Raw genomic sequence first — 14148 nt, 5'->3', positions numbered from 1 at the left:
AGGGCACGGCGGGCGAATCGTCCCGCGCCATCGGCCTGCGCGCCGACATGGACGCGCTGCCGATGACCGAGCACAACACCTTCGCCCACGCCAGCCGCCACCCCGGCAAGATGCACGCCTGCGGCCACGACGGGCATGTGGCGATGCTGCTGGCCGCCGCGCAGCAACTCGCCGCCCAGCGTGACACCTTCGCGGGCACCGTCTACCTCGTCTTCCAGCCGGCAGAGGAAGGCGGCGGCGGCGCGCGCGAGATGATCGCCGACGGGCTGTTCACGCAGTTCCCGATGGACGCGATCTTCGGGATGCACAACTGGCCGGGGATGCGCGCCGGAGACTTCGCCATCTGCGCGGGGCCGACGATGGCATCGAGCAACGAGTTCCGCATCACCATCACGGGCAAAGGCTCGCACGCTGCATTGCCGCACAACGGGATCGACCCGGTGCCGGTGGCCTGCCAGATGGTGCAGGCGTTCCAGACCATCATCACGCGCAACAAGAAGCCGCTCGACGCCGCCGTGGTCTCCGTGACGATGATCCACGCGGGCGAGGCCACCAACGTCGTGCCGGACCACTGCGAGATCCAGGGCACGGTGCGGACCTTCACGCTCGATGTGCTGGACCTGATCGAGCGGCGGATGCGGGACATCGCGCAGCACACGGCGGCGGCCTTCGGCGCGACGGCGCAGTTCGAGTTCCACCGCAACTACCCGCCGACGATCAACCACCGCGCCGAGGCCGAGTTCGTCCGCGAGACGATGCGCGCCGTGGCCGGCGACGCGCGCACGCACGAGTTCGAGCCGACGATGGGGGCGGAAGATTTCAGCTTCTTCCTGCAGGCCAAGCCGGGCGCCTATTTCGTCATCGGCAATGGCGACGGCGACCACCGGGCGCTCGGGCATGGGCTGGGGCCGTGCAATCTGCACAACCCGAACTACGACTTCAACGACGGGCTGATTCCGCAAGGGGCGGCGCTGTGGGTGGCGATGGCGCGGCGGTGGCTGGCGGCGGCGTGATGTCTGCGTGATGTCTGTTTTGCGTCGGATTCGGTCTGTTTCGAAGCAGACAGATGGGCAGACTCAGGTGACGATGACCCTCATCCCCACGCCACGCCACTGGAGCCTGTCATGTCCCGAATCGACACCCCCCGCCACCCGATCGCCCTCCTCCTGATCGACGCCCAGCAGTCCTTCCGCGCCCGCCCGTACTGGACCGACACCGACGCACCCGCGTGGCTGGCCGCAACGAACCGCCTCATCACGGGCTGCGCGGCGCGTGGCATCCCGGTCGTGCAGGTCTTCCACACCGACGGCCCGGACACCCCCGACAATCCGTTCGCGCACGCCAGCGGCCTCATCCGTCCCATCGACGGACTCGCCCCGTTCGAGACCGCGCTGCGCATCGAGAAGCACCGCCACAGCGCCCTCGTCGGCACCGGGCTGGGTGTCTGGCTGCACGAACACGGCGTGCAGCGGCTGATCGTCGCGGGCATCCGCACGGAGCAGTGCTGCGAGACGACCACGCGCCACGCCAGCGACGAGGGCTGGCAGGTGGACTACGTGACCGAGGCGACGCTGACCTTCGACATGCAGACGCCGGCTGGCGACACGCTGACCGCCGCGCAGCTCCGCGAGCGCACCGAGACCGTGCTGGCCGGGCGCTTCGCGGCGATCCGCAGCGTGGACGAGGTGCTGGCGCAAGCGTCGGGGGCGTCCGGCACACCATGATCGACGTGCTCTTCCTCGTCCTGCCCGACACGCTGCTGCTGGACATCGCCGGCCCGGCGGAAGCGTTCCGGCTGGCGAACCAGGCGCTGCGCAGGCGCGGCCGGCCCGAGGCGTTCCACCTGCGCTACGCCGGCCCGCAGGCACAGGCGGGGTCGTCGGTCGGGCTGCTGCTGGCGGGGCTGGAGCCGCTGCCGGCGGGTTTCGAGCGGCCGACCTGGGTCGTGCTGCTCGGGCGGCCGGGTGAGGCGCCGGAGGTGGTCGGGCGCGGGGCGGTGTGGCTCGACGCCCGGCACTGGCTGACGCAGACCGTCGCGCCGCAGCTCGCCCCCGCAGGTGAACCGGCCGGGGCGCTGCGGCTGCTGACGGTGTGCAGCGGCGCCTTGCTCGCCGCCGACGCCGGGCTGCTCGCCGGTCGGCAGGCGACGACGCACCACGAACTGCTCGCCGACCTGCAGCGGCTCGCCCCCACCACCCGCGTGCAGGCCAACCGCGTCTTCATCGACGACGGCGCGGTACTCACCAGCGCGGGCGTCACGGCCGGCATCGACCTCGCCTTGCACGGCATCGCGCAGGTCTGCGGGGAGGTGATCGCCGCGGCGGTCGCGCAGGTGATGGTGGTCTTCGCCCGGCGTGGCGTGCAGGCGCCGCAGGTCTCGGCGCTGCTCGCCCACCGCGACCACCTCCACCCGGCGCTCCACCGCGTGCAGGACGCCGTCTGCGCCACGCCAGCCGAGCCGTGGGACAGTGGTCGCATGGCCGCAGTGGCGCATGTCACCGAGCGGCACCTGGCGCGGCTGTTCCGGCTGCACGCGGGCTTGTCACCGCGGGGTTATGTCGAACAGGTGCGCGCCGCGCTGGCCGGGCAGGCGCTGGCGCAGGGGAAATCCGAGCGGGAGATGCTGGCACTGGCGGGCTTTGCCACCGTGCGGCAGATGCGACAGGCGCTCGACCGGCACCCGTCGCCCTGAGCGGACTCAGCCCAGCAGCCGCGTCAACAGCGCCGCCGTCGAGCCATCCAGCCCGGCGGTGTCGCCCGTGGCAAAACGCGGCAGCAACTGGCTGCACAGCGCCTTGCCCAGCTCCACGCCCCACTGGTCGAAGCTGTTGATGCGCCACAGCGCGCCGCTGGTGAAGACACGGTGTTCGTACAGCGCGATCAGCGCCCCCACCGCGGCAGGCGTCAGGCGGTCGATCACCAGCGTCGTGCTCGGGCGGTTGCCGGGGAAGGTGCGGTGGCGGGCGATGGTCAGCGCATCCAGCGACTTCGAGGCAGTCGGCGCGGTCTCGCCCATCGCGTCCTCGGTGGCCTTGCCGAGCATCAGCGCCTGGCTCTGCGCGAGGCAGTTGGCGAGCAGCTTGTGGTGCTGGTCGGCCAGACCGGCGCGCACGCTGTCGGGCAAGCCGGAGCCGCCATCCGCCCGAGCCGCGTCGTAGCACGGCGTCTTCACGGCGATGAACTCGACCGGGATCACGTCCGTGCCCTGGTGCAGCATCTGGAAGTAGGCGTGCTGGCCGTTGGTGCCGGCTTCGCCCCAGACGACCGGCGACGTGCCGAAGGGCAGCGGCTGGCCGTCCAGATCGACGCACTTGCCGTTGGACTCCATCTCCAGTTGCTGCAGGTAGGCCGGCAGCCGGCGCAGGCCCTGGTGGTAGGGCGCGACCGAGCGGCTGGTGTAACCGTGGAAGTTGCGGTACCAGACATCGAGCAAACCGAGCTGGATCGGCAAGTTCTGCTCCAGGGGCGCCTCGGCGAAGTGGCAATCCATCGCGTGCGCGCCGGCCAGCAGCGCACGGAAGTGTTCCGCCCCGATCGCCAGCGCAATCGGCAGGCCGATCGCGCTCCACAGCGAATAGCGTCCGCCCACCCAGTCCCAGAAGCCGAAGGTCGTCGTGATGCCGAACTTCGCCGCTGCCGCCACGTTGGTGGTCGTTGCTGCGAAGTGTTTCGCGATCGCCGCCTCGCCGCCCTCGCCGTAACCCGCCAGGAACCAGGCGCGGGCGACTTCGGCGTTGGCCATCGTCTCCTGCGTCGTGAAGGTCTTGGAGGCGACGATGACCAGCGTCTCCCGCGGGTCCAGGCCGCGCAGCACCGGCACGATGTCGTGGCCATCGACGTTGGAGACGAAGTGCAGCGTCAGCCCGCGGTGCGCGAAGGCGTCGAGCGCCGGCACGACCATCTGCGGGCCGAGGTCCGAACCACCGATGCCGATGTTGACGACGTGGCGGATACCGCTGGTCGCCGTGTCGCGCACCTGTTCGACGTAGGCCAGCAGCCGATCGAGCACCCCATGCACGTCGTCGCTGAACGGCGCCGCACCGCGTGGTGCCCGCAGCGCGGTGTGCAGCACGGCGCGGCCCTCGGTGTGGTTGATCGGCTCGCCGGCCAGCATCGCGTCCCGGCGCTGCTCGATCTGGCACTCGCGGGCCAGCGCCAGCAGCAGGCCGCGGGTTTCGGCATCCCAGTGGTTCTTCGACAGGTCGGCGAACACCTCGGGCGCGCTCAGCGAGAACGTCTCGGCGCGCTGGGCGTCGGTGGCGAAGGCGGGGCGCAGGTCGAAGCTGCGGCCACTGTGGGCGAACTGCGTGGTCAGTGCAGTCCAGGCGGCGGTCTGGTCACAACGCGGGGCGGACATGGGCGGCTCCTCGGTGGGCGGGGGTTACAGCGACAGGATCATCTGGTCGAGCTTGCCGGCATCGACCGCGAAGCCGCGGATGCCTTCGGCGAGCTTCTCGGTGCCCATCGCGTCCTCGTTGAGGGCGTAGCGGAACGAGGCTTCGTTGTAGGACACGGCGTGGATCGGCGCGTCCTGGGCCTCCACCGGATCGAGCGCGCGCACGAACGGCGCTTCGCTGGCCTGCAGTTGCGCGAGCAGGTCGGGGCTGATCGTCAGCAGGTCGCAGCCCGCCAGCGCCGTGATCTGGCCGACGTTGCGGAAGCTCGCGCCCATCACCTCGGTGGGGATGCCGAACTTCTTGTAGTAGGTGTAGATCTGGGCGACCGACTGCACGCCGGGGTCGTTGGCGCCAGCCATCGCGGCTTCGTCCCACTTCGCGCCGGCCGATTTCTTGTACCAGTCGTAGATCCGGCCGACGAAGGGCGAGATGAGCTGCACGCCCGCCTCGCCGCAAGCCACCGCCTGGCAGAACGCGAACAGCAGCGTCAGATTGCAGTGGATGCCTTCGTGTTCCAGGATGCGCGCGGCCTGGATGCCTTCCCAGGTCGAGGCGATCTTGATCAGGACGCGCTCACGCCCGATGCCGGCGGCTTCGTACAGGCCGATCAGGCGGTGGGCGCGTGCCACGGTGGCCGCAGTGTCGAAGCTCAGGCGGGCATCGACCTCGGTCGAAACGCGGCCCGGCACCACCTTCAGGATCTCCAGCCCGAAGCGCACCAGCACCCGATCGACCACCTCATCCAGCGGCAGCCCACGGTGCGCGGCGACCGTCTCGGCCAGCAGTGGCGCGTAATCCGGCTGCTGCACGGCCTTGAGGATGAGCGACGGGTTGGTCGTCGCGTCCTGCGGCGTGAACTGGGCGAGCTGCTTGAAGTTGCCGGTGTCGGCGACGACGGTGGTGAACTGCTTGAGTTGCTTGAGTTGGTCGAGCTGGTGCATGGCGTGGGGTCCGTTCAAGGCAATCCGCGATTAGAACCCGAGTCCGTGGCGGTCGCCGTACAAGCCGGTTACGGCACCGTTCAGCCGCGCAGGCAGCCGCGCACGATTGACCTTGCGAAGAAACTGGTGCATCATCTTTTGTGAAACTGGGTTACAACACCTTCGCACCAACCTCCTTTTATTCCAGAGGCATTGCATGTCCTTCGATCTCGTCTTCTTCGGTGGCACTGGCGACCTGACGTGGCGCAAATTGATGCCCGCGCTGTTCCAGGCGTTTCGCCACGGCAAGCTGCCGAGCGGCGGGCGCATCCTGGCGGTCGCCCGCGACGAGCGCAGCGACGAGGCGTACCGCGCCTTCATCAAGGAGCGGTTCAGCGAGGTCGAAAGCTCCAAGCGCCCCACCGATGAAGAGTTCGCCCGCTTCGCCGAGCTGCTGCACTACCGGCGCATGGACCTGTCGCACCCGGAGGACTACGCCGGCCTGAAGCAGTGGCTCGACGAACGCGGCGCCGACACGACCGTGCTCTATCTGGCCACCAGCCCGCACCTGTTCCCGGTGATCTGCGAACAGTTGGGCGCGGCCGGCCTGAATGCGCCACACATCCGCGTCGTGCTGGAAAAGCCGCTCGGCCACGACCTGCAGAGCGCGCAGGAGATCAACCGCGCCGTGCGGTCGGTGTTCCGCGAGGAGCAGGCGTTCCGCATCGACCACTACCTCGGCAAGCCTTCGGTGCAGAACCTGATGGCACTGCGCTTCGGCAACGCGCTGTTCGAGCCGCTGTGGCGCCGCGAGAGCATCGCCAACATCCAGATCACGCTGGCGGAGTCGCTGGGCGTGGGCACGCGGGGTGATTTCTACGACCGCACGGGCGCACTGCGCGACATGGTGCAGAACCACGCGCTGCAACTGCTGACGATGATCGCGATGGAGCCGCCCTCGACGAGCGACGCCGACGCGATCCGCGACGAGAAGCTCAAGGTGCTGAAGTCGCTCAAGCCGTTCACGGCGGAATCGGTGGCGCGTGACGTGATCCGCGGCCAGTACCGGGCGGGCACGGCGAACGGTCAGGCGGTGCCGGGCTACCAGCAGGAGGTCAAGGTGCCGGAGGGCAGCCACTGCGAAACGTTCGTGGCGCTGCGCACCGAGGTGCAGAACTGGCGCTGGGCGGGCGTGCCGTTTTACCTGCGCACCGGCAAGCGGCTGGCGTCGCGCGAGGCGCAGATCGTCGTGAATTTCCGGCCCGTGCCACACCCGATCTTTCCGGGTTCGCAGCGCGCCAACAAGCTGGTGATCAAGCTGCAGCCGGAGGACGGGCTGGAGCTGCACCTGCTGGCGGCCAAGGGCAGCGGCACCAGCGACACGCTCGCCCCGGTGTCGCTGGATCTGGATTTCGACAAGGCGTTTGCCGCCGAGCGGGTGGGCGCCTACGAGCGGCTGCTGCTGGACGCGATCGCCGGCCGGCTGAACCTGTTCGTGCGCAGCGACGAGCAGGAACAGGCGTGGCGCTGGGTCGAGCCGATCCTGGACGCCTGGGAGCGCGAGTGCAGCAGTGGCGGCGAAGGCCCGCGGGGTTATGCAGCGGGCAGTTGGGGACCGGCAGCGGCCAGTGCGCTGGTGGCCCGCGACGGCTACGCCTGGAGTGAGGAACAGTGAAGTGAATCCCTTGTCGTCATCGTCGTCATCCTCCCTGCCCCCGATGCTGGACCGCATCCGCGCCTCGCTGCCGGCCCTGTCGCCGGCCGAACAGCGCGTGGGCAAACTCGTGCTGGCCGATGCGCGCAGCTTTGCCAGCCTCCCGGTGGCCGAACTGGCCGAGCGGTCGCACGTCAGCAAACCGACCGTGGTGCGCTTTTGCCGCAGCATCGGCTACGACGGGCTGGCGGACTTCAAGCTCAAGCTCGCCGGCACGGTGAACGAAGGCGTGCCCTTCGTGCACCGCTCGGTGGACGAGGATGACAAGCCGGCCGATCTGGTCGTGAAGGTGATCGACAACGCGGTCAGCGCGTTGCTGAAGTACCGCAACGACGCCACCGCGCACGCCTTCGACCGTGCCATCGAAGCATTGACCGAGGCTGCCCGCGCGAAGCGCCGCATCGAGTTCTACGGCGTCGGCAATTCCGGCATCGTGGCGCACGACGCGGAGCACAAGTTCTTCCGGCTGGGTGTCCACGCGGTCGCCTACAACGACGCGCATGTGCAGGTGATGGCGGCGACGATGGTCGGGCCGGGCGACTGCGTGGTGGTGATCTCGAACTCGGGCCGCAGCCGTGATCTGCTGGACGCGCTGGAGATTGCGCGCCGCAAAGGGGCGACCACCATCGTCATCACCGCCAGCGGCTCACCCCTGGCGCACCAGGCGCAGATCCTGCTGAGCGTGGACCACCCGGAAGACTACGACCGCTACAGCCCGATGGTCAGCCGGCTGCTGCACCTCACGGTGATCGACATCCTGACGACGGGGGTGGCGCTCAAGCTCGGCCCGGAGTTGCGGCCGATGCTGCAGGAAATCAAGAAGAACCTGCGCGCCAAGCGTTACGCGACGCCCTGAGCCACCAGCTCGGCCACGCCGTAGAGTCCGGCCAGCTCGCGCAGCCGCACGGGCAAGCCGCGGACCTGCAGACGGCGCCCCTGGCGGGCGGCGCAGCGGTGCAGTTCGATCAGCAGCGCCAGCGCACTGGAGTCGAACTGCTGCAGGGCACTGGCGTCCAGTTCGACCGCGGCGCCCGGTGCCGCGGCAGCGAGTTGTGCGGACAGTGACTGCGTGGTGGCGCGGGCTTCGCGCACGGTGAGGCACGCGGGCAGTCGCAGAACCGTTGCCATGGCGATCAGCCCTTGGCGGCCGCGGCCTTGTTCTTCTCGGCGAGCCTGGTGATCAGCCCGTCGATGCCGGAGGCGGCAATCTCCTGCGCGAAGCTGGCACGGTAGGACTCGACCAGCCAGACACCCAGCACGTTCACGTCATAGATCTTCCAGCCGTCGCCGGACTTCTCGACACGGTAGTCCAACTGGATCGGCTCGCCCTTGCCCTTGATCTCGGAGCGCACGAGTACCTCGGTGTCTTCCGGCTTCGAACGCAGTGGCTTGAGTTCGACCGTCTGGTCTTTCACCTGGGTCAGCGCACCCGCGTAGGTGCGCACCAGCAGCGTCTTGAACTCGTCTTGCAGGCGCTTTTGCTGGTCCGGCGTCGCCTGGCGCCAGTAGCGGCCGACCGACGCCGCGGTCATGCGCTGGAAATCGACCCCCGGCAAGATCTTGGCATCCACCAGCGCCAGGATGCGCTTGGTGTCGCCGGCCTGGATGGCCTTGTCCGACTTGACAGCGTCGATGACTTCGCCCGAGATCTGCTTGATCCAGACATCCGGGGCGGCGGAGGCGGCGGGGGCAGCGGCGCTCTGCGCCTGGGCAAGCGTGGTGGACAGCACCAGTGCGGTGGTGGCGATCAGCGAAGTCCAGCGACTCTTCAACATGGTGTTCCTTTCAACAACCGCCCACAGCGGGACGGCTGGTCTTCAACGTTCCAGGCCAGTGCCCGGTTGTCAACGTGGAGCCGACGCTGCCGGCTCGGCCGACGGCGCCATGGTGGTGTCTTCTTCCTCGTCCGGCGGGTTGCCGTCGTAGACAAGGCTGCGGCGGCGCTGCAGATACGCGTTGCGCACAAAGGCGTACTTGTCAAGCGCGATGTCGTCGATCAGACCCGTGGCCGTCAGCACGCCGGCGCGGGCACTGACCAACTGCAACCCGGTCAGCGTGTTGCGGGTCAGCGGCACCGACACCACCGACGTGGGCGTGGCCATGATGTCCACCGGCAAGCCGATCGAATCGCGCACCGTCGAAGGCCCCAGGATCGGCCAGACGATGTAGGCACCACTGGGCACGCCCCAGCGCCCCAGCGTCTGGCCAAAGTCCTCGCCGTGGCGCTCGAAGCCGAGTTCGGTGGCGATGTCCATCACGCCGGCAAAGCCGAAGACGGTGTTGGTGCCGAAGCGCATCACGTCGCTGAGTCCGTCGGCGAAGCGGCCCTGCATGAACAGGTTCACGGCCGACCAGGCGTCCTTGACGTTGCCGAAGAAGTTGGTCACCGCGAGCTGTATCGGCGATGGCAGCACCGCCTTGTAGACCTGCGCCACCGGCTTGAGGACAGCGCCGTCCACCGCCTCGTTGAAGGCGAACACCTTGCGGTTCAACGGCTCCAGTGGATCGGGATGCTGCGCCGTGGCACAGCCCGCCAGCAAGGCCGCACTGCCCAGCAGCGCCGCAGCGACCGGCCTCACGGCTTGCCGGCTGGCGCGTTGCTCGCGTCGGCCGCCTTGTTGAACAGGAACTGGCTGATCAGCGTCTCCAGCACCACCGCCGATTGCGTCTGCGTGACCACATCGCCGGCCAGCAGCGTCTTGTCCGACGCCCCAGGCTCGACGCCCAGGTATTGCTCGCCCAGCAGGCCGGCGGTGAGGATCTTGACCGAGCTGTCCTTGGGGAAGGCGAAGCGTTGCTCCATCTCCATCTCCACGGTGGCCTGGAAGGACTTGTCGTCGAAGCTGATGCGCGTGACCCGGCCAACCACGACGCCCGCGCTCTTGACCGCCGCACGGGCCTTGAGTCCACCGATGTTGTCAAAGCGCGCCGAGATGCGGTAGACCGGCTCGAACGACAGGCTCAACAGGTTGCCGGCCTTCAGTGCCAGGAACAGCAGCGCCGCGGCACCGATGACGACGAACAATCCAACCCAGAGGTCATGTCGGGATTTCTGCATGGGGGTTCCTCAGAGTTTCTTCAGCATTTCTTCAGATCGAGAACATCAGCGCGGTGAGGATGAAATCCAGCGCCAGCACCGCCAGCGAGGACACCACCACCGTGCGGGTCGTCGCACGGGCCACGCCCTCGGGCGTCGGCTGGCAGCCATAGCCTTGCAGCAGCGCCACGAAGGTCACGGCCAGCCCGAACACCACGCTCTTCAGGACGCCATTGCCGACATCCTTGAACACATCGACGCCGCCTTGCATCTGTGACCAGAACGCGCCAGCGTCCACACCGATCAGCACGACACCAACCGCCCAGCCACCGAGGATGCCGACCGCGCTGAACACCGCCGCCAGCAGCGGCATGGCGATCAGGCCGCCCAGAAAGCGTGGGGCCAGCACGCGCTGGACAGGATCGACGGCCATCATCTCCATCGCGGCCAGTTGCTCGCCGGACTTCATCAGGCCGATCTCGGCCGTCAAGGCCGTCCCGGCCCGGCCCGCGAACAGCAGCGCCGTCACCACCGGCCCGAGTTCACGCACCAGCGACAGCGCCACCAGCAGCCCGAGCGCCTCGGACGAGCCGTAGCGTTGCAGCGTGTAGTAGCCCTGCAGCCCCAGCACGAAGCCGACGAACAGGCCCGATACCGAGATGATCGCCAGCGAATGGTTGCCCAGGAAAAAGACCTGGTCCGACACGAGCCGCAGGCGCGCCAAGGCCACCGGCGTCAAGGCCACCAGACGGCCCAGCAGCCGCGTCGCCACGCCGATGTCCGCCAAGCCGCTGCGCACAGCGAAACCGACACGCGCCAGCACGCCACCCGCAGCACTCATCGCACACCTCCGCGCAGCCCGAAATCCTCTCCGACCGGCGTGGCAGGATAGTGAAAGCGCACGGGGCCGTCCGGGGCTGCTTCGATGAACTGGCGCACCAGCGGATCGTCGGTGCGGCGCAACGCTTCGGGAGTGCCCTGCGCCGCGATGCCGCCGTTGGCGATGAAGACGACGTGGTCGGCGATGGAAAAGGTCTCGTCCACGTCGTGCGAGACAACGATGCTGGTCACGCCCAGCGCATCGTTGAGTTCACGGATCAGCCGCGCGGCCACGCCCATCGAGATGGGATCCAGTCCGGCGAACGGCTCGTCGTACATGATCAGCTCCGGGTCGAGGGCGATGGCGCGTGCCAAGGCCACACGCCGCCCCATGCCGCCGGAAATCTGGCTTGGCAGCAGGTCACGCGCGCCGCGCAAACCCACCGCGTTGAGCTTCATGAGCACCAGATCGCGGACCATCGCTTCGGTCAGATCGGTGTGTTCGCGCAAGGGAAAGGCCACGTTGTCGAACACCGGCAGATCGGTGAACAGCGCACCGAACTGGAACAGCATGCCCATGCGCCGACGCATCGCCATCAGACCCGCGCGGTCGAGCGTCGCGACATCGGTGCCATCGAACAGCACCTGTCCGGACATGACACCCAGTTGCCGCCCGATCAGGCGCAACACCGTCGTCTTGCCACCTCCCGAGGTGCCCATGAAGGCCACCACCGCACCGCGCGGCACGGTCAGGTTGACATCGTTCAGGATGGTGCGGTCCCCATAGCCGCAGGTCACGCCGCGCAGTTCGACCAGCGGCGGCTGGACTGCAGCCGTGGCAGCGGCGGAGGGAACGGCATTGGCGGAGGAATGGGGTTCGGGCAGCACGGATTCGATGATAGGGGAAGCACGGTGCGCGGGTCGAAACAACAAAGCCGCCCGGAGGCGGCTTCACGCAGCTTTACCAGATCCGGTCAGGCCGAGAAGCTCGACCCGCAGCCGCAGGTGGTCGTGGCGTTCGGGTTCTGGATCACGAACTGGGAGCCTTGCAGGTCTTCCTTGTAGTCGATCTTCGCACCCGTCAGGTACTGCAGGCTCATCGCGTCGATCAGCAGCGTGACACCGTTCTTGTGCATGGCGGTGTCGTCGTCGTTCACGATCTCGTCGAAGGTGAAACCATACTGGAAGCCGGAGCAGCCACCACCCTGCACGAACACGCGCAGCTTCAGGTCGGGATTGCCTTCTTCAGCGACCAGATCCGCCACCTTGGCAGCCGCGCTGTCGGTGAAGATGATCGGGGCGGGCATGTCGAATTCGGGGGTGTCGAGGATTTCGGCGACGGCGCTCATGGGCAACTCCGGTTAGCGTTCTTGCAGTGGATCAGTTACTTGTCATTGCCCGTGGCCAGCAGCTTCAGAGAGGGCTTGTCCTCCACCAGGGCCGGGGCAACACCTCGGCCAGCCGAGCCGGAGATGCGGTGCAAAGCGCCTTCGATGGTAGCACCCTGGTGCATTTCGAGTGCCTCGTAGACAACATCGCCCTGGATGTGCGCCTTGGGCTGCAGCTCCAGCAGGTGGTTCGACTCGACCGGGCCGATGACGGTGCCATTGATGATGACATGCCCGGCCTTGACCGTGCCCGTGACCTTGGCTTTCTCGCTGATGACGAGGATGCTGGTGTCGTTGGCGCTGGCGATCACATCACCCTGGATCTCGCCGTCGATGCGCAGGCCGTCGCTGAAGCGCAGCGTGCCCTGGATCACCGTGCCTTCGCCGATCAGGCTGCGGATGGCGGGCTGTTTCTTGGAGCCGAACATGGAATGTTGTCCTGAATGAAAAGAGGTTGTCCGCGGTGGCGGGGTTCACATCCGGGCCACTTCAGATGCCTGCAGTTTCCCCGCTGCATCCAGCACCTTGATTTCCAGTTGTTTTACCACGGCACCCGCGGGCAGGTCGATGGTGCCTTCCATGCGTTGGTACTGTTTCATCTCGATCGACTGCCCGGCCTTGTTGAGCGTCTGCGTCCAGGGGCGGCCCTCTTGCGTGCCCGTGAGGGTCAATTCGTAGCGGCCCCTGAATTCACCCGATCGGCCCACCGCCTGCATCAGCAACGCCTGGTAACGCAAGTGCCCCGGTCGGTCCAGGGTCACTTGCAGCCCCCGCAAGGCGAGCGGCTTGCCGTTGTCCTGCGTGGGCATCAGTTTCTCGAAAAACCCCAGGTCGCGGGTCAGCGCGAGGTTCTCGGCCTCCAGCGACTTGACGCGTGCGGCCAAGCTTTCCTGCGTGGTCTGCGCAGCCTTGAGCAGGCTGTCGGCCGTGTTCGCCACCGACAGCGCTCGGTCATGCTCATCGCGCAGCCGGCCCACCTCGTCGCGCAGGCTGGTCAGCTCGGTACGGGCATCGCGGTCCAGACCGGTGATTTCCTTGCCGAACTCGAACACCCACAGCGCCAATGCGGCCGAGCACCCCATCATCAGCGCCAGGATGAGCCAGCGCAGCGGCCACGGCATCCGGCTGCGCACCGTGACCCGCGGCGCACTCACCGACCAGCGTCGGCGCAGAAGTTTCCATCGCATAGCTTGGGCAGCCTCGATACGAACCGACGCATCCTTTGTGGAAATTGACACACTTTCCACACGATACACCAACAAAAAAGGCCACCCTGAGGTGGCCCTTGTTCGCGGGGCGCCGTCGCGCCCGTTGAATCGCCGAGATCGGCAGGATCAGCGCTTGCTGAACTGCTTCCTGCGACGGGCGCCGTGCAGACCGACCTTCTTGCGCTCGACTTCACGCGCATCGCGCGTCACGAAGCCGGCGTGGCTCAGTTCGGGCTTGAGCGTGGCGTCGTAGTCGATCAGGGCGCGGGTCACACCGTGGCGCACAGCACCGGCTTGACCGGACTCGCCACCGCCGTGGACGTTGACCTTGATGTCAAACGTCTCGACGTTGTTCGTCAGGAACAGCGGCTGCTTGACGATCATGATCGAGGTCTGGCGGCCGAAGTACTCTTCGACCGACTTGCCGTTGACCGTGATCAGGCCGGTGCCCTTCTTGATGAAGACACGCGCGACCGACGATTTGCGGCGGCCCGTGCCATAGTTCCAATCACCAATCATGTCGGCTCCTTAGAGGTCCAGCGTCTTGGGCTGCTGAGCGGTGTGCGGGTGTTCGCCACCGGCATAGACCTTCAGCTTCTTGATCATCGCGTAGCCCAGCGGACCCTTCGGGAGCATGCCCTTGACGGCCTTCTCGATGGCGCGGC

The 14148-nt window shown here is 67.5% G+C and carries 18 protein-coding genes; 5 read left to right on the top strand and 13 right to left on the bottom strand.

Annotated elements, in window-relative coordinates:
* The 3 genes from QZW52_RS15330 to QZW52_RS15320 form a co-directional block, all read left to right on the top strand.
* Positions 1-1013 (top strand): amidohydrolase (locus QZW52_RS15330; RefSeq protein ID WP_294000386.1); only part of this gene is annotated, 1013 nt, incomplete at its 5' end.
* Between the two features lie 111 nt (positions 1014-1124).
* Positions 1125-1724, top strand: a complete 600-nt coding sequence (locus tag QZW52_RS15325) for an isochorismatase family protein (RefSeq protein ID WP_294000384.1) — start codon at positions 1125-1127, stop codon at positions 1722-1724.
* Entirely contained in the window at positions 1721-2692 is a 972-nt protein-coding gene (locus QZW52_RS15320; protein WP_294000382.1) for a helix-turn-helix domain-containing protein, read from the top strand. The genes QZW52_RS15325 and QZW52_RS15320 overlap by 4 nt, the downstream gene beginning before the upstream one ends.
* Positions 2693-2698: 6 nt before the next feature.
* Here the strand turns inward: QZW52_RS15320 and pgi are convergent, their stop codons facing one another.
* Both pgi and tal read right to left on the bottom strand, forming a co-directional pair.
* Positions 2699-4357: a glucose-6-phosphate isomerase gene (gene pgi, locus QZW52_RS15315; protein WP_294000381.1), complete on the bottom strand. Its 1659-nt coding sequence runs from the start codon at positions 4355-4357 to the stop codon at positions 2699-2701.
* 24 nt (positions 4358-4381) lie between these two features.
* The gene (gene tal, locus QZW52_RS15310) at positions 4382-5338 is read right to left on the bottom strand and encodes a transaldolase (protein WP_294000379.1); all 957 of its coding nucleotides are present in this window, start codon (positions 5336-5338) and stop codon (positions 4382-4384) included.
* 196 nt (positions 5339-5534) lie between these two features.
* On the opposite strand from tal, the gene zwf reads away from it, so the two are divergent.
* Together zwf and QZW52_RS15300 are read left to right on the top strand one after the other, a co-directional pair.
* The gene (gene zwf, locus QZW52_RS15305) at positions 5535-6992 is read left to right on the top strand and encodes a glucose-6-phosphate dehydrogenase (protein WP_294000378.1); all 1458 of its coding nucleotides are present in this window, start codon (positions 5535-5537) and stop codon (positions 6990-6992) included.
* Positions 6993-7035: 43 nt separating this feature from the next.
* Complete coding sequence (locus QZW52_RS15300) at positions 7036-7887, top strand: MurR/RpiR family transcriptional regulator (protein WP_294000376.1); 852 nt, start codon at positions 7036-7038, stop codon at positions 7885-7887.
* Here the strand turns inward: QZW52_RS15300 and QZW52_RS15295 are convergent.
* The 11 genes from QZW52_RS15295 to QZW52_RS15245 form a co-directional block, all read right to left on the bottom strand.
* Entirely contained in the window at positions 7872-8159 is a 288-nt protein-coding gene (locus QZW52_RS15295; protein ID WP_294000374.1) for an STAS domain-containing protein, read from the bottom strand. The two genes, QZW52_RS15300 and QZW52_RS15295, sit on opposite strands and share 16 nt — an antisense overlap.
* 5 nt (positions 8160-8164) lie before the next feature.
* Entirely contained in the window at positions 8165-8806 is a 642-nt protein-coding gene (locus QZW52_RS15290; RefSeq protein ID WP_294000373.1) for an MlaC/ttg2D family ABC transporter substrate-binding protein, read from the bottom strand.
* A gap of 69 nt (positions 8807-8875) precedes the next feature.
* Positions 8876-9610 (bottom strand): MlaA family lipoprotein, encoded by a 735-nt coding sequence (locus QZW52_RS15285; protein ID WP_294000371.1) that lies wholly within the window; start codon positions 9608-9610, stop codon positions 8876-8878.
* Complete coding sequence (gene mlaD / locus QZW52_RS15280; RefSeq protein ID WP_294000370.1) at positions 9607-10089, bottom strand: outer membrane lipid asymmetry maintenance protein MlaD; 483 nt, start codon at positions 10087-10089, stop codon at positions 9607-9609. Before mlaD ends, QZW52_RS15285 begins: the two co-directional genes overlap by 4 nt.
* 31 nt (positions 10090-10120) lie before the next feature.
* The gene (gene mlaE / locus QZW52_RS15275; protein WP_294000369.1) at positions 10121-10909 is read right to left on the bottom strand and encodes a lipid asymmetry maintenance ABC transporter permease subunit MlaE; all 789 of its coding nucleotides are present in this window, start codon (positions 10907-10909) and stop codon (positions 10121-10123) included.
* Positions 10906-11703, bottom strand: coding sequence for an ABC transporter ATP-binding protein (locus QZW52_RS15270; RefSeq protein ID WP_294000390.1), 798 nt, complete (start codon positions 11701-11703; stop codon positions 10906-10908). Before QZW52_RS15270 ends, mlaE begins: the two co-directional genes overlap by 4 nt.
* Positions 11704-11861: 158 nt before the next feature.
* Complete coding sequence (gene erpA, locus QZW52_RS15265; RefSeq protein ID WP_294000367.1) at positions 11862-12236, bottom strand: iron-sulfur cluster insertion protein ErpA; 375 nt, start codon at positions 12234-12236, stop codon at positions 11862-11864.
* A 35-nt stretch (positions 12237-12271) separates the two neighbouring features.
* Positions 12272-12703, bottom strand: a complete 432-nt coding sequence (locus tag QZW52_RS15260) for a bactofilin family protein (protein WP_294000366.1) — start codon at positions 12701-12703, stop codon at positions 12272-12274.
* Between the two features lie 45 nt (positions 12704-12748).
* Entirely contained in the window at positions 12749-13462 is a 714-nt protein-coding gene (locus QZW52_RS15255) for a DUF6776 family protein (protein WP_294000365.1), read from the bottom strand.
* 147 nt (positions 13463-13609) lie between these two features.
* Positions 13610-14002: a 30S ribosomal protein S9 gene (rpsI, locus tag QZW52_RS15250; RefSeq protein WP_294000363.1), complete on the bottom strand. Its 393-nt coding sequence runs from the start codon at positions 14000-14002 to the stop codon at positions 13610-13612.
* 9 nt (positions 14003-14011) lie between these two features.
* Positions 14012-14148: uL13 family ribosomal protein (locus QZW52_RS15245; RefSeq protein WP_294000388.1), on the bottom strand; the 137-nt coding region annotated here is incomplete at its 5' end.

Source organism: Sphaerotilus sp. (assembly GCF_013299175.1).
GTDB lineage: Bacteria > Pseudomonadota > Gammaproteobacteria > Burkholderiales > Burkholderiaceae_C > Sphaerotilus.
The sequence above is the reverse complement of the archived record's forward strand: the minus strand, read 5'-3'. Positions and strand labels throughout refer to the sequence as shown.